Here is a 19462-nt window from a genome sequence, read left to right on the forward strand (position 1 = left end):
CACAGGCTGTGGACAACAACTTGAACCGCGCGGGTCGCCCTGACTACCTTGGCGGAACTCCTATTCCTTTCCTGCCTGTCTTCCTATCCCGTCCCGAGAACCACACATTCGTGGGACCTGCGAGAGAGCGTGCCTTGTGGCTGACGTACCTGCCGATCTTGCCGCAGTGTGGCCACGAGTGCTGGAGCAACTCCTCGCAGAGGGCCAGCAGGGCATCGAGTCCAAGGACAAGCAGTGGATCGAGCGCTGCCAGCCTCTCGCACTGGTCGCCGACACCGCACTGCTCGCCGTCCCCAATGAATGGGGCAAGCGTGTCCTCGAGGGCCGGCTCGCCCCGTTGATCAGCGAGACGCTGAGCCGCGAGTGCGGGCGCCCGATCCGGATCGCGATCACCGTCGACGACTCCGCGGGGGAGCCTCCGCCGTCGCAGTCGTCCGCGCCGCAGCAGTCGCAGGCACCCCTCTATCAGGGGCCTCATCACGACGAGCCCCAGGACGACCGCTACCGGGGATATGGACACCGGCCCTCCGACGACGGTCTGCCGGAGATCCGCCCGGCCTATCCGGAGTACCAGCAGCAACGGCAGGAGCAGGAGTACCAGCAGCAGCGTCAGGACTCCGACTATCAGCAGCAGCGGCCCGAGCCCGGGGCCTGGCCGCGTACGCAGGAGGACCTGTCGTGGCAGCAGCCGCGGCTCGGCGGTTTCCAGGACCGTGACCCGTACGCCACCACCAGACCCCACCAGCCGCAGCGCGACTACCGGTCGCCGCAGCCGCCGGAGCGTCAGCAGTACGAGCAGCAGCGGCCGGAGCGCCGTGAGATGGAGCCCCAGTCGCCGCACCGCGGTGTCTCCCAGGGAGCGCCCGGGCCGCTGGGCGCACAGCCTTCGCCGGCGCCCGGACCCGGTGAACCGCACGCCCGGCTGAATCCGAAGTACCTCTTCGACACCTTCGTCATCGGAGCGTCGAACCGGTTCGCGCACGCGGCCGCCGTCGCGGTGGCCGAGGCCCCGGCGAAGGCCTACAACCCGCTCTTCATCTATGGGGAGTCGGGCCTCGGCAAGACGCACCTGCTGCACGCCATCGGGCACTACGCGCGCAGCCTCTATCCGGGGACGCGGGTGCGGTACGTGAGCTCGGAGGAGTTCACCAACGAGTTCATCAACTCGATCCGCGACGGCAAGGGCGACACCTTCCGCAAGCGCTACCGCGACGTGGACATCCTGCTGGTCGACGACATCCAGTTCCTCGCGAGCAAGGAGTCGACGCAGGAGGAGTTCTTCCACACCTTCAACACGCTCCACAACGCGAACAAGCAGATCGTGCTCTCCTCGGACCGCCCGCCCAAGCAGCTGATGACGCTGGAGGACCGGCTGCGGAACCGCTTCGAGTGGGGTCTGACGACGGATGTGCAGCCGCCGGAACTGGAGACTCGGATCGCGATCCTCCGGAAGAAGGCCGTCCAGGAGCAGCTCAACGCTCCGCCGGAGGTGCTGGAGTTCATCGCCTCGCGTATCTCGCGCAACATCCGCGAGCTGGAGGGTGCGCTGATCCGGGTGACGGCCTTCGCGTCGCTCAACCGGCAGCCGGTGGACCTCGGGCTCACCGAGATCGTGCTGAAGGACCTGATCCCCGGTGGCGAGGACTCGGCACCGGAGATCACGGCGAGCGCCATCATGGCGGCGACCGCCGACTACTTCGGCCTCACGGTGGAGGACCTCTGTGGCTCCTCCCGCAGCCGCGTGCTCGTCACGGCCCGGCAGATCGCCATGTATCTGTGCCGTGAGCTCACCGATCTGTCGCTACCGAAGATCGGCGCACAGTTCGGCGGCCGTGACCACACCACCGTGATGCACGCCGACCGGAAGATCCGTGCCCTGATGGCCGAGCGACGATCGATCTACAACCAGGTCACCGAGCTCACCAACCGCATCAAGAACGGCTGACGCGGCCGCTCCGCACCTCTTCGCAGCGCCCCGGGACACCAGATCCCGGGGCGTTCTGCTGTGCTGCGCGCGGCCGCGGACCGGAGCGCGCGGTGCCGGCTGTTCGAATACTCGACCGGGCGGAGGGGTTCTCCACAGATCTGGGGAAGATCTCCCGTCCACAGCCTGGGGACCGGGAAGTTGTCCAGATTGCGTCCACAGGTACGGTTGCTGAGACGTCATCACAGCAGGTCAGTGCCTTGTGGATTTGTGGCCAACCGCGCTCCACAGACTGTGGACACAGAAATCGTCCACAGGCCATGATCGACGTTGTCCACCGGCGACCCACAGGCTGCGCCGCGTTGCCCACAGCTTCTCCACACCGCTGTCCACTGTTCGGCAACGAAACACGCCCTCTCACCGTGTCGAGTGAAAGCCGTCACACCAAGGTGGCAGGTTGGCCTGTGGGGAACGTGGGTAAAGCTGGGGACAGCGCTGGGGAGAAGTCCCCTCCGGCTGTGCATCGGATGTGCAGAACTTTTCGGTGTCCACAGAAACCCCCGGTTGTCCACCGGTCCCGCCCACAGGCGCGGTGGACAAAAAAGTGGGTCTGACCTGGGAAAACGACGTTATCCACGGTTTCCACAGGCCCTACTACTACTCCCACTTAGAGTTACCGGGAAATTCGCTTCGAAGAGGGCCCTGTGCACAACTCGAGCCAGGAGCCCGGCGCACCGGTCGCCACGACTTGACCCCGACCCGCACCGACTGTCGGTGCCGTGCGTCAGACTGGTCCCCGGCAACACAGCCGACGACGAAGGCCAGCAAGGGCGAGCCAGCAACAGCAGGAGGCGGTTCCGGTGAAGATCCGGGTTGAGCGCGATGTACTCGCGGAGGCGGTGGCCTGGGTGGCCCGGAGCCTCCCGGCCCGTCCGCCGGCGCCCGTACTTGCCGGCCTTCTGCTGAAGGCCGAGGACGGCGCCCTCAGCTTCTCGAGCTTCGACTACGAGGTCTCGGCCAAGGTCTCCGTGGAGGCGGAGGTCGACGAGGACGGCACCGTGCTCGTCTCCGGCCGCCTGCTCGCCGACATCTGCCGCGCCCTCCCCAACCGCCCGGTGGAGATTTCCACAGACGGTGTACGAGCGACCGTGGTCTGCGGCTCCTCGCGATTCACACTCCACACCCTGCCTGTGGAGGAGTACCCGGCGCTGCCGCAGATGCCGACCGCGACCGGCACCGTGCCCGGTGAGGTCTTCGCCTCCGCCGCCGCGCAGGTCGCCATCGCCGCCGGCCGCGACGACACCCTGCCCGTGCTCACCGGCGTGCGGATCGAGATCGAGGGCGACACCGTCACCCTGGCCTCCACCGACCGCTACCGCTTCGCGGTCCGCGAGTTCCTGTGGAAGCCGGAGAACCCGGACGCGTCCGCCGTCGCCCTGGTGCCCGCCAAGACGCTCCTGGACACCGCCAAGGCGCTCACCAGTGGCGACACGGTGACGCTCGCGCTCTCCAGCTCCGGTGCCGGCGAGGGCCTGATCGGTTTCGAGGGCGCCGGACGGCGCACCACCACCCGTCTCCTCGAAGGCGATCTGCCGAAGTACCGGACGCTGTTCCCGACCGAGTTCAACTCCGTCGCGGTGATCGAGACCGCCCCCTTCGTCGAGGCCGTGAAGCGTGTGGCCCTGGTGGCCGAGCGCAACACCCCGGTCCGGCTCAGCTTCGAGCAGGGCGTGCTGATCCTGGAGGCCGGCTCCAGCGACGATGCACAGGCTGTGGAGCGTGTCGACGCGCAGCTGGAGGGCGACGACATCTCGATCGCCTTCAACCCGACCTTCCTGCTCGACGGTCTGAGCGCGATCGATTCGCCGGTCGCCCAGCTGTCGTTCACCACGTCCACGAAGCCCGCGCTGCTGAGCGGCAGGCCGGCTGTGGATGCCGAGGCGGACGAGGCGTACAAGTACCTGATCATGCCTGTACGGCTCTCCGGCTGAGCCCACGGGGCGCGGGGACTCCCGGGGCCTGCTCACTCTCCGAGCAGGCCTGCCGGGCTGCTCCGACCCTCCGGGCGTAGGCTCGGAGCCGGGTACGAATCGGCATACAACGCTAAAGGAACTTCAGATGGAGCTCGGTCTCGTCGGCCTCGGCAAGATGGGCGGCAACATGCGCGAGCGCATTCGCCGCGCGGGCCACACCGTCCTCGGCTACGACCGCAACGCGGACCTCGCCGATGTCCACAGCCTGCAGGAACTTGTGGAGAAGCTGAAGGGCCCGCGGGTCGTGTGGGTCATGGTCCCGGCGGGCGCCGCGACCCAGTCGACCATCGACGAGCTGGCCGAGCTGCTGTCCCCCGGTGATGTCGTCGTGGACGGCGGCAACTCGCGCTGGACCGACGACGAGAAGCACGCCGTCGAGCTGGGCCTCAAGGACATCGGCTTCGTCGACTGCGGTGTCTCCGGCGGTGTCTGGGGCCTGGAGAACGGCTACGCGCTGATGTACGGCGGAACCGCCGAGAACGTGGCGAAGGTCCAGCCGATCTTCGACGCGCTCAAGCCCGAGGGCGACTTCGGCTCCGTCCACGCGGGCAAGGTCGGCGCCGGCCACTTCGCCAAGATGGTCCACAACGGCATCGAGTACGCCATGATGCAGGCCTACGCCGAGGGCTGGGAGCTGCTCGAGAAGGTCAACTCGGTCACCGATGTGCGTGAGGTCTTCCGCTCCTGGCAGGAGGGCACCGTCATCCGCTCGTGGCTCCTCGACCTGGCGGTCAACGCCCTCGACGACGACGAGCACTTGGAGAAGCTGCGGGGTTATGCACAGGACAGCGGCGAGGGCCGGTGGACTGTGGAAGCCGCGATCGACAACGCCGTACCGCTGCCCGCGATCACCGCGTCGCTGTTCGCCCGGTTCGCCTCCCGTCAGGACGACTCCCCGCAGATGAAGATGATCGCCGCGCTGCGCAACCAGTTCGGCGGCCACGCGGTGGAGAACACCAAGTAAGTCCCAGCCGGGGGAGGTCGGCGCACATCCATGCACGTCACGCACTTGTCGCTGACCGACTTCCGCTCGTACGCCCGGGTCGAGGTCCCGCTCGATCCGGGCGTCACCTCGTTCGTGGGGGCGAACGGGCAGGGCAAGACCAACCTCGTCGAGGCGGTCGGTTATCTGGCGACGCTCGCCAGCCACCGCGTCTCGTCGGACGCGCCGCTGGTGCGTATGGGAGCCGAACGTGCGGTGATCCGCGCGGCCGTCACCCAGGGCGAGCGCTCCCAGCTGGTGGAGCTCGAACTCAATCCGGGGCGGGCGAACCGGGCGCGTATCAACAGGTCGTCGCAGGTCAGGCCGCGTGATGTGCTGGGGATCGTCCGCACGGTGCTGTTCGCGCCGGAGGACCTCGCGCTCGTGAAGGGCGACCCGGGCGAGCGGCGCCGGTTCCTGGACGAGCTCGTCACGGCGCGCTCGCCGCGGATGGCCGGAGTCCGCTCCGACTACGACCGTGTGCTCAAGCAGCGCAACACCCTGCTGAAGTCCGCGGCGATGGCACGGCGGCACGGCGGACGCGGGATGGACCTGTCCACCCTGGACGTCTGGGACCAGCATCTGGCGCGCGCGGGCGCGGAGTTGCTGGCGCAGCGTGCCGAGCTGATCGCCGCACTTCAGCCGCTCGCCGACAAGGCGTACGACGCGCTGGCCCCCGGCGGTGGGCCCTTGGCGCTGGAGTACCGTTCCTCCGCCGGTGCGGCGGAATCCGGGGCGGATGACTCCCCGGGCGCCGCCGCCGACGGTCCGAGCGGCCGGGACGAGCTGTACGCACAGTTGATCGCCGCGCTCGGCGAGGTGCGCAAGCAGGAGATCGAGCGGGGCGTGACGCTGGTCGGTCCGCACCGGGACGAGCTGGTGCTCAAGCTCGGGCAGCTGCCCGCCAAGGGATACGCCAGCCATGGAGAGTCCTGGTCGTACGCGCTGGCCCTGCGGCTGGCCTCGTACGACCTGCTCCGCGCGGAGGGCAACGAGCCCGTGCTCGTCCTGGACGACGTCTTCGCCGAGCTGGATGTGAAGCGGCGGGAGCGACTGGCGGAGCTGGTGGCTCCGGGCGAGCAGGTCCTGGTGACGGCGGCCGTCGACGACGATGTGCCGGGGGTACTCGCCGGGGCTCGGTACGCCGTGGCCGGTGGCGAGGTGGAGCGCGTATGAGCGACGAGATTCCGGCGGACACCCCTCAGGAACCGCAGACGTCCGGCGTGGACCTGGCGCGGGTCGCGCTGCGCGCCGCGAAGGAGCAGGCGCGGGCGCGGGGTGCGGCCGCGCAGGAGAAGCGGCAGGCCAGACGGGGCGGCGGACTGCGTTCCGGGGCCCGCGCGGACGGCCGCGACCCTCTGCCGCTGGGCTCGGCCATCAACCGGCTGATCACCGAGCGCGGCTGGGAGACGCCGGCCGCGGTGGGCGGGGTGATGGGCCGCTGGCCGCAGATCGTGGGCGAGGACCTGGCGAACCACTGTGTGCCGCTGCGGTACGACGAGGACCCCGACGAGCGCGTGCTGACGGTGCAGTGCGACTCGACTGCCTGGGCGACGCAGCTGCGGCTGCTGGCCCCACGACTGGTGGCCCGTCTGAACGAGGACCTGGGACACGGCACGGTTCGGCTGATCAAGGTGCTCGGGCCCGGCGGGCCGCGCAAGGGGTACGGGCCGCTGCGGGCGCCGGGGAGTGTGGGTCCGGGGGACACGTACGGGTGAGCCCGGTCGAGTTTTCGGCACCCCGGACCTTCGCCGTCCACAACCGCCGCCTCCTTGCGACCACCGGGTGACCTGACCCTGGAAACGAGGTACCGGAGCCAGAGCCTCCGGAGTCCTCCGAGCCGCCGCACCGGAACCGCCGGGCCCCTGTCCCATGTCCTTCTGAGGCGGGCATCGAGGCGCCGCGGGATTTGCGTCACACCGGGCCCCGCGGGCCGTCCCGCACGAGGGTCACCGCGTACCCGGATTCCGCTGCCGAGACCCACGATCCCGCCCCAAGCGGACCCCTCACTTCCCCCCTGTATCACCCGCATCGCCCCGGGTGTCCCTCACCGTAGCCAGAGGTTGACAGCCCGAAGCTCTCAATGCCCGCGTGAGCCCTCTGGAGCCCCTTCCCGGATGTGGGGAGTCGGACGGCCGGTGTTCAGGGCGGCACATGCGGACTCAGCTACCGGCAAACCCCCATGAGTGTCGGCCGTACCGGTAGACTGGTGAGCAATCCCGCCTTCTCGCGGAACATGTCGAACGACGCAGCCGCTCCCGCCTGCCCGGAGAACGGCTTGTGCTGTGCCAGAAAGGGCGCTTCGTGGCCGATTCCGGCAACCCCAACGAGAACAATCCGTCCACCCCCGCCGGCGGACACGGCGAGGTCACCGCCTCGTACGACGCCAGCGCGATCACCGTCCTCGAGGGACTGGACGCGGTCCGCAAGCGCCCCGGCATGTACATCGGGTCCACCGGTGAGCGCGGTCTGCACCACATGGTGCAAGAAGTCGTCGACAACTCCGTCGACGAGGCCCTGGCCGGTCACGCGGACATGATCGATGTGACCATCCTGGCCGACGGCGGCGTGCGCGTCGTCGACAACGGCCGCGGTATCCCGGTCGGCATCGTCCCGTCGGAGGGCAAGCCGGCCGTCGAGGTCGTGCTGACTGTCCTGCACGCGGGCGGCAAGTTCGGCGGTGGCGGTTACGCGGTCTCCGGCGGTCTGCACGGTGTGGGCGTGTCCGTCGTCAACGCCCTGTCCTCCAAGGTCTCCGTAGAGATCAAGACGGACGGCTACCGCTGGACCCAGGAGTACAAGCTCGGCGTGCCCACCGCGCCCCTCCAGCGCAACGAGGCGACCGACGAGACCGGCACCTCGGTGACGTTCTGGTCCGACCCCGACGTGTTCGAGACCACCGACTACTCCTTCGAGACGCTCTCCCGGCGCTTCCAGGAGATGGCCTTCCTCAACAAGGGCCTCACCCTGAAGCTGACGGACGAGCGCGAGTCGGCCAAGGCCACCGCCGGTGCCGACACCGTCGAGGAGGCGGGCGAGGAGCCGGTCCGCACGGTCACGTACTTCTACGAGGGCGGCATCGTCGACTTCGTGAAGTACCTGAACTCGCGCAAGGGCGAGCTCATCCACCCGACCGTCATCGACGTCGAGGCCGAGGACAAGGAGCGGCTGCTCTCGGTCGAGATCGCGATGCAGTGGAACTCGCAGTACACCGAGGGTGTCTACTCCTTCGCGAACACGATCCACACGCACGAGGGCGGTACCCACGAAGAGGGCTTCCGGTCCGCCCTGACGGGCCTGGTCAACCGGTACGCGCGCGACAAGAAGCTGCTGCGCGAGAAGGACGACAACCTCTCCGGCGAGGACATCCGCGAGGGCCTGACGGCGATCATCTCGGTCAAGCTGGGTGAGCCGCAGTTCGAGGGCCAGACCAAGACCAAGCTGGGCAACACCGAGGCGAAGACCTTCGTCCAGAAGGTCGTGCACGAGCACCTCACGGACTGGTTCGACCGCAACCCGAACGAGGCCGCGGACATCATCCGCAAGTCCGTCCAGGCGCAGACGGCGCGCGTCGCGGCCCGCAAGGCCCGTGACCTCACCCGGCGCAAGGGCCTGCTGGAGTCCGCCTCCCTGCCGGGCAAGCTGAGCGACTGCCAGTCGAACGACCCCACCAAGTGCGAGATCTTCATCGTCGAGGGTGACTCCGCCGGCGGCTCGGCGAAGTCCGGCCGTAACCCGATGTACCAGGCGATCCTGCCGATCCGCGGCAAGATCCTGAACGTCGAGAAGGCGCGGATCGACAAGATCCTGCAGAACACCGAGGTCCAGGCGCTGATCTCGGCCTTCGGCACCGGAGTCCACGAGGACTTCGACATCGAGAAGCTCCGCTATCACAAGATCATCCTGATGGCGGACGCCGACGTCGACGGCCAGCACATCAACACCCTGCTGCTGACCTTCCTCTTCCGCTTCATGCGGCCGCTGGTCGAAGCCGGGCACGTGTACCTCTCGCGCCCGCCGCTCTACAAGATCAAGTGGGGCCGGGACGACTTCGAGTACGCGTACTCGGACCGTGAGCGCGACGCGCTCGTCGAGCTCGGCAAGCAGAGCGGCAAGCGGATCAGGGAAGACTCGATCCAGCGCTTCAAGGGTCTCGGCGAGATGAACGCCGAGGAGCTGCGCATCACGACCATGGACGTGGACCACCGCGTGCTCGGCCAGGTCACGCTGGACGACGCGGCGCAGGCCGACGATCTGTTCTCGGTGCTGATGGGAGAGGACGTCGAGGCACGGCGTTCCTTCATCCAGCGCAACGCCAAGGACGTTCGGTTCCTCGACATCTGAGTCGGTCTCAGCTGACCGCACGAAAGGACTTTGACCAGCAATGGCCGACGAGAACACCCCTGTGATGCCCGAAGAGGAACCCGCCGTTCCGGGCGTGGGGATGCGCGTGGAGCCCGTCGGGCTCGAGACCGAGATGCAGCGCTCCTACCTCGACTACGCGATGTCCGTCATCGTGTCGCGTGCGCTGCCGGACGTACGGGACGGTCTCAAGCCCGTCCACCGTCGCGTGCTGTACGCGATGTACGACGGCGGTTACCGCCCCGAGAAGGGCTTCTACAAGTGCGCCCGCGTCGTCGGCGACGTCATGGGTACCTACCACCCGCACGGTGACTCCTCGATCTACGACGCCCTGGTCCGCCTGGCCCAGCCGTGGTCGATGCGCATGCCGCTGGTGGACTCCAACGGCAACTTCGGCTCCCCGGGCAACGACCCGGCCGCCGCCATGCGGTACACCGAGTGCCGGCTCAAGCCGCTGTCGATGGAGATGCTCCGGGACATCGACGAGGAGACCGTCGACTTCCAGGACAACTACGACGGCCGCAACCAGGAGCCGACGGTTCTGCCGGCGCGGTTCCCGAACCTGATGGTCAACGGTTCGGCCGGTATCGCGGTCGGCATGGCGACCAACATCCCGCCGCACAACCTCCGCGAGGTCGCGGCCGGAGCGCAGTGGGCGCTGGAGCACCCCGACGCGACGCACGAGGAGCTGCTCGACGCGCTCATCGAGCGGATCAAGGGCCCGGACTTCCCGAGCGGTGCGCTGGTCGTGGGCCGCAAGGGCATCGAGGAGGCGTACCGCACCGGTCGCGGCTCCATCACGATGCGCGCGGTCGTCGACGTCGAGGAGATCCAGAACCGCCAGTGCCTGGTGGTCACGGAGCTTCCGTACCAGACCAACCCGGACAACCTCGCGCAGAAGATCGCCGACCTGGTGAAGGACGGCAAGATCGGCGGCATCGCGGACGTCCGCGACGAGACCTCCTCGCGGACCGGTCAGCGTCTGGTGATCGTGCTCAAGCGCGACGCCGTCGCCAAGGTCGTGCTGAACAACCTGTACAAGCACACCGACCTCCAGACGAACTTCGGCGCGAACATGCTGGCGCTGGTCGACGGTGTGCCGCGCACGCTGTCCCTGGACGCCTTCATCCGCCACTGGGTGACGCACCAGGTCGAGGTCATCGTCCGGCGCACGAAGTTCCGGCTGCGCAAGGCCGAGGAGCGGGCGCACATCCTGCGCGGTCTGCTCAAGGCTCTCGACGCGATCGACGAGGTCATCGCGCTGATCCGGCGCAGTGACACGGTCGAGATCGCGCGCGGCGGCCTGATGGACCTCCTGGAGATCGACGAGATCCAGGCCAACGCCATCCTCGAGATGCAGCTGCGCCGACTGGCCGCCCTGGAGCGCCAGAAGATCGTGCAGGAGCACGACGAGCTGCAGGCGAAGATCAACGAATACAACGCGATCCTCGCCTCGCCGGAGAAGCAGCGCCAGATCGTCAGCGATGAACTGGCCGTCCTGGTCGAGAAGTTCGGCGACGACCGGCGCTCCAAGCTGGTGCCCTTCGACGGTGACATGTCCATCGAGGACCTGATCGCCGAGGAGGACATCGTCGTCACCATCACGCGTGGCGGCTATGTGAAGCGCACGAAGACCGACGACTACCGCTCGCAGAAGCGGGGCGGCAAGGGCGTCCGGGGCACGAAGCTCAAGGAAGACGACATCGTCGACCACTTCTTCGTCTCCACCACGCACCACTGGCTGCTCTTCTTCACCAACAAGGGCCGGGTCTACCGGGCGAAGGCGTACGAGCTTCCCGACGCCGGTCGGGATGCCCGCGGGCAGCACGTCGCCAACCTGCTGGCCTTCCAGCCGGACGAGCAGATCGCCGAGATCCTGGCGATCCGCGACTACAACGCCGCGCCCTACCTGGTGCTCGCCACCAAGGGCGGCCTGGTCAAGAAGACCCCGCTGAAGGACTACGACTCACCCCGATCGGGCGGCGTCATCGCGATCAACCTTCGCGAGACGGACGACGGCAGCGACGACGAGCTGATCGGCGCCGAGCTGGTCTCGGCCGAGGACGACCTGCTGCTCATCAGCAGGAAGGCCCAGTCGATCCGGTTCACCGCGACGGACGACGCACTGCGCCCGATGGGCCGTGCGACCTCGGGCGTCAAGGGCATGAGTTTCCGTGAGGGGGATCAGCTCCTCTCGATGAATGTGGTGCGGCCCGGTACGTTCGTGTTCACTGCTACCGATGGTGGGTACGCCAAGCGGACCGCCGTCGACGAGTACCGCGTCCAGGGTCGCGGTGGCCTCGGTATCAAGGCCGCCAAGATCGTGGAGGACCGTGGTTCGCTCGTGGGCGCGCTGGTGGTCGAGGAGACGGATGAGATCCTCGCCATCACCCTTGGTGGCGGTGTGATTCGTACGCGAGTCAACGAAGTCAGGGAGACGGGCCGTGACACCATGGGCGTCCAACTGATCAACCTGGGCAAGCGTGATGCCGTCGTCGGTATCGCTCGCAACGCCGAGGCGGGTCGTGAGGCCGAAGAGGTCGAAGGGGCCGATGAAGCCGACGCCGGTGGGGCCGAGGCTGCAGTCGAGGGCACGGAGTCCTCGGCCGGGGAGCACGAGGAGTAGAGCGTGAGTGGAGCCACGGGCGCCGGTTCGGCCGCTGCCGGAGCTGCTGGAGCGAACGGTGCCCGTGGCCCTGCCGCGGACTCCCAGGGCGGGGGCACTCCCGCCGATGGCAGGGGGATGACGGTGACGGACACCCGGGGGCCCAAGCCCCCGTACGAGACGTATGCAGGCGAGCAGCCGGCCCCTCAGCAGGCGGCACAGCCGTACCATCCGCCGCAGGCCTACCAGTCGCCCCAGGGCGGCGGCGGGACCCAGGCAGGCGTCCGCCTGCCGCGCACCGGGGCGCGGACGACTCCGCGCACCCGCAAGGCGCGGCTGCGCGTCGCCAAGGCCGATCCCTGGTCGGTGATGAAGGTCAGCTTCCTGCTCTCCATCGCGCTGGGCATCTGCACGGTGATCGCGTCCGCGGTGCTGTGGATGGTCATGGACGCGATGGGCGTCTTCTCGACGGTCGGCGGGACGATCAGCGAGGCCACCGGCTCGAACGAGAGCAACGGCTTCGACCTCCAGTCCTTCCTGTCGCTGCCGCGCGTGCTCATCTTCACCTCGGTCATCGCGGTGATCGATGTGGTGCTGGCCACAGCGCTGGCGACGCTCGGAGCCTTCATCTACAACCTCTCAGCGGGGTTCGTGGGCGGCGTCGAGCTCACTCTGGCGGAGGACGAGTAACCGATTTGGGAGCTGCGCCAGACGTGCGCTAATCTTCAGAGGTCAGCGCGCAGCGCGGCGGGGCTATAGCTCAGTTGGTTAGAGCGCATCCCTGATAAGGATGAGGCCACAGGTTCAAATCCTGTTAGCCCCACCAGCCGAAAGACCCCCAGCCGATCATGGTTGGGGGTCTTTCGCATCCGGTGGGTGTGCGGTCGCGGCCTCGGCCGTTCCGGTGTCTCGCCGGCTGTGAAGATGTCCGATCCGGTGCTTGGCATCAGAATTGGCGTTATCCCCTGGTTCCGCCGGATCGGAGACGCCATGACGGACCTGAAGTTCGAGCAGAAGCGCTCGCTGTCCCGCCTGGAGGCGGCCGATCAGCTCACGGCGCTGGCGGCGGCGCTGAGGCAGGGCGGGGATGTCTCACTGGAACTGGGGTCGGGGACGGTGAGCCTGCGGATCCCCGACGACCTTCGCAGCGAGATCGAGGTCGAGGTGGGTGACGGAGAGATCGAGCTGGAGATCGAGTTCACCTGGCCGATCTCGCACGGGGAGGCGTCGCCCCCGGCGGCCCCGACGGGCACGGCGGCGACCGCCAGGAGGCGCAGGAGTGCGCCTGCCAAGGCCGCGCGGAGCAGTACCGGCACCAGCAGGAGCAAGAGCGCGAAGCGGCCTGCCGCAAAGGCGTCCTGAGTCGCGCAGGGGGCGGCTGCGAATTCTGCCGGGTTCGTCCGCCGGCGGTGACGCTTCGCCGGTACGACAACTAGGCCGGTGGTTTCGGCGAACGGTGATGATGCCGATGGGCAGGAGCGGATCGATCGCTTTGTCCGGGGCTCCAGTTGGGCCCAGCGCCCGGCGTACGCAGGTCACCGATCGGTATCGGTCGGTGTGTATAGTCGGGCGCCAGAAGTCCTCATACGTCAAGGAAAGACGAGGTCGCGCGGTGAAGAAGCTTCTCCTGGTCGCACTGGCCGCCATCGGCGGGCTCCTCGTGTACCGCCAGATCCAGGCGGATCGCGCCGAGCAGGATCTGTGGACGGAGGCGACCGACTCCGTGCCCGCAGGTTCGGGTGTGTGAGACGCAACAGTCTTGGTTGAAGCCCCGGCCGCTCGAAGCGGCCGGGGCTTCGTGCTGTCCGGGTGCCGGGTGCCGGGTGCTGTTGTGACGCTTCCGGCCGATGGTTCACCCGAGCAAACTGATTGCTTGCTCAAGCAAACCTGAGGGGCCTCGGGGGAGCGCGACAGCGGTAACGAGGCGGACAACACGGGCTATTCGTCGTCCGGCGCAGACAGCGGAGCGGGCGACGGGGCAGGATGGTCCCCCCGCGGTGATCGCCGCGGTTGCGGGGCGGGGCGGCCGTCATGATCGCGGTCCGCTGCTCGTCCGGACGCGACACGGGCCGGGCATGCCACCGACACGACCAGCACACCGAGGAGAAGCGCGTGAAGAGGCAGCGCGACAGGGGCCGGGTGGCGCTGGCGGCCATCGCGGCGATGTGCGTGGTGGCGGGACTGCCGACGCAGGCTCTGGCGGCCGGGGAGCCCAATCCGTACGTCTTCGACAGCGAGGCCAAGACGGTCAAGGGCTCGGCGGTCAACAGCGACGGGCCGGCGTTGACGGCGGGATCGGTCTACAGGGACGCGATCAAGCCGGGCGAGAAGCGCTACTACCGCGTCGATCTGGACGCTCGGACGAACGCCTACATCTCCGCGGTGGCGGTACCTAAGCTCAAGACGAAGGTCGCCTCCCTGGACAAGCTCTCGGTGAGCATCGAGGACCGCTCGGGGACCAAGTGCGGCAGCGGCGACGCCCAGTTCGGCTCGGCCGCCTACGCCAGGCCGGTGGCCGCCTACGCGGACCGGATGATCGAGAAGGACAGCAGCAGCTGTCAGGAGGCCGGCGCGTACTACGTCCTCATCGAGCGGGACGGCGACGCGGCGTCCACCCCCGAAGCGTGGGACGTGGAGATCCGCTTCGCCTCGGAGCCCGGCCTGAAGGCGGCTGGTCCGACGGCGGCGCCCGAGAACTGGCCCTCCGCCTCTCCCCCGCCCCCGGCAGGCAGCCCGCAGAAGCGCGCCGGCGGCACGAGCTTCTCCGACGCCACCGGCCTCACCGAGGGCGAGTGGCAGGACGAGATCCTCCCGGGCCGGACGCGGTTCTACCGGGTGCCGCTCGACTGGGGCAAGCAGATCTTCGCCAGCGCCGACCTGGGCACCAGCCCGACGGCCTCCGACACCACCCAGAGCGTGTCGAGCGCCCTGTCGGTGTCCCTGCACAACCCGGCTCGCGGACTCGTCGACGAGACCGCGAGCGTGTACTACGACGGCAAGCAGAAGTCCGTCGCGCTCGACCCGGTACCGCCGGTCGCTTACGAGAACCGCTTCGACTCGACCGAGTCCACGAACGCCATGCGCTTCGCGGGCTGGTACTACATCGCGGTGACGCTGAGCCCCGAAGTCGGCGCGGAGTACGGGAGCACGCCGCTCGCGCTGACGCTCCGGGTCAACGTCACGGGCAAGCCGAAGGCCGCTCCGGCCTACGACGGCGCCGCGGGCGACTTCCAGGTCACCGAGGACGACCAGGCGGCCGCCGACAGCGGGAAGAGCGGCTCGGACGAGGACGGGAGCGACCCGCTGCAACTGGTGGCCGCCGTCCTGATCGGTACCGGCACCGTGCTGCTGCTCGGGTTGGGGGTGTGGCTGCTGCTGAAGCGCCGGCGGGCCTCCGGCGGGCAGGCGGGCCCGGGTGCCGGTACGCCGACGGTGCCTGCGCAGGGACCGGCGACGCTCCCGGATCAGGGACATGTGCCGGGCGGTCACCCGCAGGGCGGCCAGGCGCCCGGTGGCCACCCGCAGGGCGGCCAGGTGCCGGGTCGGTCTCCGGGGGCGCAGCAGGGGCAGTTCGGGCCGCCGCCGAGCTGGTAGCCCGGACCGACGGCTCCGGCACGGCCGGGCGGGAGGGCTCGGGCTCAGGCCTGGGTCAACGCCCAGATGCCCACGGCGAAGCAGAGCAGCGCGACGATCAGCATCGGGACCGCGACCTTCGGGGGCGGTCCCGTTCGCTGTCTGCCCACGCTCGGAACCGGCGCGTGCGGGAACGGAACCTGAGGGCTCTGAGCGGTGTAAGCACGAGTGAGAGGCGATTCGTACCGCATCGGTGTCGTCGGAGCGGTCCCGGACAGCGAGGGCTGCTCCGGCGCGGGGTGGCCAGGAGGGGAGGCGTGGTGAGCAGTGGGGGGCGCCGGCGTCGGAGCCGGGTGTGGGGCCGGCTGTGGGGCCGCCGGCATGGGGGGAGGGGTGGCCGGCTGCGCGGGATGGTCCACGTACGGCGGCACCGCGGGCGGCTGCCGGGGCGGAGGAGTGACCGGGAAGCTGTTGGTCTGCGACGGCGGATGGGCCGGCTGCGCGGGTGGCTGCGTCGGCTCGGCGACCGGTGCCGTGTATCCGACCGGTGGTGCCGTGTACCCGGTCGGCGCGCTCTGCGGGGACGGCTGCTCGGGGCCGCAGGGGCCGAACCCGGGGGGAAGAGACCCCAGTTGGTCGAAGACCTCGACCGGCTCGTCGTCGGGCCCGGGGTCGGGAAGCATCTCGACGGCGGCGGTGAGCGCCTTGCGCGCCCCTGTGGCCGTACGGAAGCGCGCATCGGGGTCCGGCTGGAGCAGACCCGCCAGGACCTGCCACAGCGGCTCGGGTATGCCCGCAGGAGCGCTCGGGGTGCCGTGGTGCGTGAAGTGCTCCACCAGGGCACGGGAGTCGGGCTTCTGCCCCTGGAGGAGATAGAGCGCGACCAGGCCGACCGCGAAGAGGTCCGCGGTGAACTCCGGTTCCGCGCCCAGCATTTGCTCGGGAGCGAAGTAGCCGGGTGTGCCCACCACATGGTTGGTCTCGGTCAGCCGCGGCTCGCCCTTGCGCATGGAGATACCGAAGTCCGACAGCCGCAGATGCGGCCGCTTGGTCCCCGTCGCCTCCAGCAGGATGTTCGCCGGCTTGATGTCGCGGTGCACGACGCCCTCCGCGTGTACCGCCGCCAGCCCGGCCAGCAACTGGTCGAGCAGCGTGCACACGAAGGCGGGTGGCAGCGGGCCGTAGTCACCGATGAGGTGCGCCAGCGATCCGCCGCTCACCAGGTCCATGGTGAACAGCACCTTGTCGTCGTCCGCCGCCCAGCTCGCGGGAGCGAGGACATGGGGGTGATCGATCCGCAGCGCCTGCTCACGGACGAAGCGCAGCAGGGTGTGCGCGTCGCTCTGCTGCAGCACCTTGGCTGCCACACAGCGACGGCGCCGGTGGTCCCAGGCGCGCCAGACCGCACCGACACCACCGCGCCCGATCGGGTCGATCAGCTCGTACCGACCAGCGAAGACCTCACCCATGGCGCTGCGCCCGCTCCCGTTCCCTCGTGAGGCGTCCGCCCCGCGTCAGTTCTGGTGCGATTCGTAGTGGGCGACGGCGTCCGCGGTGCGTCCGGCGCCGTACACCCTGAGGAACTCTGCCAGCTCCGGGTGGCTCGGGGCGAGGGAGTCGGCGGCATCGATGATGTCGCCGGCGGCGGCCACGGAGCGCAGCAGCGACTGGATCTCACGGACGACCCGGCGCACCGTCGGAGCCCCGGAGCTGTTCGTGCTCTGGCTCGTTCCGGTGAGGACGGACCCGCCCTGCGACTTCTTGATCTCTTCCATCCGGTCGGTGGCTTCCACAGCGCTGACGCTTCCGTCGGCGACAAGACTCGCCAACTCCTGGAGCGCCTGGACGCGTTGGACGACCGCCGGATTGCCGATCTTGGCCCGCTGGCCGCTCATCAGCTGGGACAGCATCGGAGCCGACAACCCGAGCACGGCTGCGAGCCGGGCCTGATTGAGGCCCAGGTCGTCGATCAGCCGGCGGAAGAGCGCCCCCAACGGCTCCCCGTACCAGCTGCGCTGCAGCTCTCTGGCTCTTGCGGTCGTTTCCTGCTGAGCGGCGTCCATGGCGTCTCCCCATCGCTTTCCCCAAAGCGGGCTTCGCTGCTGCGAACCACGTCGTGCATCTTACGGAGAGTGGTCGCCCACCGGGAGCCCCAATCCCTTTTGCAGGAACCGGGGGGTGACCCGGTACTGTGGTCTGCGACCAGGGGCCTTAGCTCAGTTGGTAGAGCGCTGTCTTTGCATGGCAGATGTCAGGGGTTCGACTCCCCTAGGCTCCACACACGAAGAGCGCCCCGGCCTGTTTCCGCAGGCCGGGGCGCTCTTTTTTGATTTTTCCGGGGCCGCTCTGGGCCGTCCGGGTGGTGTTCATCAGAAGAACCGCCTATGTCCTGCGTCGGTCCTTCGCAACTCGAGATGCGTACACATCATGAGAAAGGTATGTAGATCGCCCAACCCGAAAGCGAGGGGTCATGGCCGCCATCAAGGTCAGGAATCTGTGGACCGCATTCTTCACCGCGCTCGTCGCGCTGCTTGCTTCGGTGGGTCTCACCACCGTCGCGTCGGCCGCACGGCAGCCGGCCGTTCAGACGCCGGAGCGTGCCGACCTGCCGCGTCAGACGCGTACGGAGGCCGTCCGAGCGACGGTGCCGGCGCAGAGTACGCGCTGGAGCCCGACCATGCGCGACAGGTCACTGCCGCCCACGATCAAGCAGCGCATCAGCGCCGAGGCACACGGTTCGTCTCCCGCCACCCGGCACCTGCCGTCCGCCGAGGGCGACGAAGCCGGGACGGAGTCGGGCCCGGACGCGCTCGCGGATCGCGCGCTCACCTCGGCATGAGGCGCCGGGAGCACTCATCTCTCCCGGCACCACAGCGCATGTCCTGTACCGCAGCACCACAGCGCACGTCACGTACCGCAGCAGTACCGCAGCGCACGTCACGTACCGCAGCAGTACCGCAGCGCATGTCCTGTTCTGAGGCACCACAGTGCAGGTTCCGACCTGCGGCAGCACCTGAGGCACCACAGCGCACGACACCTCAAGCACTGCTCACGCTCTCCGCATCACCACCGGCCAAACGGGCGGTGACCGATCAGCGGCCCTCGTCGCGATCGGCAGCCTCCGCCTCGGCCTGCTTCGCCTGGACCTCGGGATCAAGCGCTTCCGGACTGCCGTCGACGGACGTCAGCGGATCGCGGTCGGAGAGTTCCGTCGCAGCGGGCGGCTCGACCAGCCAGTCGGGGTTGGCCTGCTTGTCCCACCACTTCCAGGCGGCCACAGCGCCGCCGGCCAGAACACCGATGATTGCGAGACCCTTGGCAAGACGTGCGGCCTTCGAGCGCCGCTCGTGCTTCCTCACCAACTTCTGAATGTCCTTCGCCGTCACCTGACCGCGCAGAGCGGCCAGTGCGGCAGCGGAGCGAGCCGCAGCCTCCTCCCGTACGGGCTGAGCGGCGGCAACGGCGTGTTCGACGCGCGGAACTGTGTAGTCCGCCGCCTGACGTGCTGCCCTGCGAGCCGTGGTCGCGGCTCGGTGCGCGGCGTCGTCCACCTTCGGCGGCACATGCGGTGCGACACGGGTGTCGTACTGAACACGGGCCTTCTTGGCGGCCTTGGAGACCTTGGGCGCGAGCCGTACGCGGGCTTCCTGCGCATAAAGCGCGGCCTGGTCCTTGGCAGTACCGGCGTAGGGCGCCACCACGTCCGCGGCGTGCAGCACGCTTTCCTTCGCCGTACCGGTCGCGGCGCGCACGCTGTCCATGCGGGTCACGGGGATCCTCCTCCTCGGTGGCGTTCTGGGGCCTGGGGATTTCCCCAGTTCGGCACAGTTTCGCCTTTCCGTCTGAATGGAAATCATGCCCGCAGACCTCATGCTCGGCATGTGGGGCCGGGCATCCGGGTCATGTTTGGGACCTTCCGCTCGACGATGCCACGATTCGCCCCGAACCGCGCCGCTTCGGCGAGGACTCCGCCGCTTTTCTCC

General features: G+C 68.8%; 15 protein-coding genes and 2 tRNA genes. 14 read left to right on the plus strand and 3 right to left on the minus strand.

What is annotated here, in order from left to right; genetic code table 11:
- Nucleotides 1-136: 136 nt before the first annotated feature.
- The 12 genes from dnaA to ACFWU3_RS13490 all read left to right on the plus strand — a co-directional run bounded on the left by dnaA (nucleotide 137) and on the right by ACFWU3_RS13490 (nucleotide 15500).
- Nucleotides 137-1945 (plus strand): chromosomal replication initiator protein DnaA, encoded by a 1809-nt coding sequence (dnaA, locus tag ACFWU3_RS13435; protein ID WP_313945309.1) that lies wholly within the window; start codon nucleotides 137-139, stop codon nucleotides 1943-1945.
- An 839-nt stretch (nucleotides 1946-2784) separates the two neighbouring features.
- On the plus strand, nucleotides 2785-3915 hold the full coding sequence (gene dnaN, locus ACFWU3_RS13440; RefSeq protein WP_384435598.1) for a DNA polymerase III subunit beta: 1131 nt from the start codon (nucleotides 2785-2787) through the stop codon (nucleotides 3913-3915).
- Nucleotides 3916-4042: 127 nt separating this feature from the next.
- Nucleotides 4043-4921, plus strand: a complete 879-nt coding sequence (gene gnd, locus ACFWU3_RS13445; protein WP_313945307.1) for a phosphogluconate dehydrogenase (NAD(+)-dependent, decarboxylating) — start codon at nucleotides 4043-4045, stop codon at nucleotides 4919-4921.
- 30 nt (nucleotides 4922-4951) lie between these two features.
- Nucleotides 4952-6115, plus strand: a complete 1164-nt coding sequence (gene recF, locus ACFWU3_RS13450; protein WP_384435602.1) for a DNA replication/repair protein RecF — start codon at nucleotides 4952-4954, stop codon at nucleotides 6113-6115.
- Complete coding sequence (locus tag ACFWU3_RS13455; protein WP_327682366.1) at nucleotides 6112-6657, plus strand: DciA family protein; 546 nt, start codon at nucleotides 6112-6114, stop codon at nucleotides 6655-6657. Before recF ends, ACFWU3_RS13455 begins: the two co-directional genes overlap by 4 nt.
- A 562-nt stretch (nucleotides 6658-7219) precedes the next feature.
- Nucleotides 7220-9283 (plus strand): DNA topoisomerase (ATP-hydrolyzing) subunit B, encoded by a 2064-nt coding sequence (gene gyrB, locus ACFWU3_RS13460; RefSeq protein ID WP_384435606.1) that lies wholly within the window; start codon nucleotides 7220-7222, stop codon nucleotides 9281-9283.
- 40 nt (nucleotides 9284-9323) lie between these two features.
- Nucleotides 9324-11927, plus strand: a complete 2604-nt coding sequence (gene gyrA / locus ACFWU3_RS13465) for a DNA gyrase subunit A (protein WP_384435609.1) — start codon at nucleotides 9324-9326, stop codon at nucleotides 11925-11927.
- A gap of 3 nt (nucleotides 11928-11930) precedes the next feature.
- Nucleotides 11931-12596 (plus strand): DUF3566 domain-containing protein, encoded by a 666-nt coding sequence (locus ACFWU3_RS13470; RefSeq protein WP_384435612.1) that lies wholly within the window; start codon nucleotides 11931-11933, stop codon nucleotides 12594-12596.
- 59 nt (nucleotides 12597-12655) lie between these two features.
- Nucleotides 12656-12732: transfer RNA gene (locus ACFWU3_RS13475), tRNA-Ile, on the plus strand.
- 164 nt (nucleotides 12733-12896) lie between these two features.
- Nucleotides 12897-13268 (plus strand): amphi-Trp domain-containing protein, encoded by a 372-nt coding sequence (locus tag ACFWU3_RS13480; protein WP_384435615.1) that lies wholly within the window; start codon nucleotides 12897-12899, stop codon nucleotides 13266-13268.
- Nucleotides 13269-13518: 250 nt separating this feature from the next.
- Nucleotides 13519-13653, plus strand: coding sequence for a DLW-39 family protein (locus ACFWU3_RS13485; RefSeq protein WP_003958712.1), 135 nt, complete (start codon nucleotides 13519-13521; stop codon nucleotides 13651-13653).
- A 365-nt stretch (nucleotides 13654-14018) separates the two neighbouring features.
- Complete coding sequence (locus ACFWU3_RS13490) at nucleotides 14019-15500, plus strand: hypothetical protein (RefSeq protein ID WP_384435618.1); 1482 nt, start codon at nucleotides 14019-14021, stop codon at nucleotides 15498-15500.
- Between the two features lie 44 nt (nucleotides 15501-15544).
- Here ACFWU3_RS13490 and ACFWU3_RS13495 read toward each other — a convergent pair whose 3' ends face one another.
- Together ACFWU3_RS13495 and ACFWU3_RS13500 are read right to left on the minus strand one after the other, a co-directional pair.
- Nucleotides 15545-16948, minus strand: coding sequence for a serine/threonine-protein kinase (locus tag ACFWU3_RS13495; RefSeq protein ID WP_384435621.1), 1404 nt, complete (start codon nucleotides 16946-16948; stop codon nucleotides 15545-15547).
- Nucleotides 16949-16993: 45 nt separating this feature from the next.
- The gene (locus tag ACFWU3_RS13500) at nucleotides 16994-17542 is read right to left on the minus strand and encodes a helix-turn-helix domain-containing protein (RefSeq protein ID WP_384435624.1); all 549 of its coding nucleotides are present in this window, start codon (nucleotides 17540-17542) and stop codon (nucleotides 16994-16996) included.
- A 142-nt stretch (nucleotides 17543-17684) separates the two neighbouring features.
- Here ACFWU3_RS13500 and ACFWU3_RS13505 point away from each other — a divergent pair.
- Nucleotides 17685-17757 (plus strand) — tRNA-Ala (locus tag ACFWU3_RS13505).
- Nucleotides 17758-17949: 192 nt separating this feature from the next.
- Entirely contained in the window at nucleotides 17950-18318 is a 369-nt protein-coding gene (locus ACFWU3_RS13510; protein WP_384435627.1) for a DUF6344 domain-containing protein, read from the plus strand.
- Between the two features lie 253 nt (nucleotides 18319-18571).
- On the opposite strand, the gene ACFWU3_RS13515 is transcribed toward ACFWU3_RS13510, so the two are convergent.
- Nucleotides 18572-19249 (minus strand): DUF5324 family protein, encoded by a 678-nt coding sequence (locus ACFWU3_RS13515; protein WP_384435629.1) that lies wholly within the window; start codon nucleotides 19247-19249, stop codon nucleotides 18572-18574.
- Between the last annotated feature and the right edge of the window lie 213 nt (nucleotides 19250-19462).

The sequence above is a fragment of the Streptomyces sp. NPDC058685 genome, assembly GCF_042714725.1.
Taxonomy (GTDB): Bacteria; Actinomycetota; Actinomycetes; order Streptomycetales; family Streptomycetaceae; genus Streptomyces.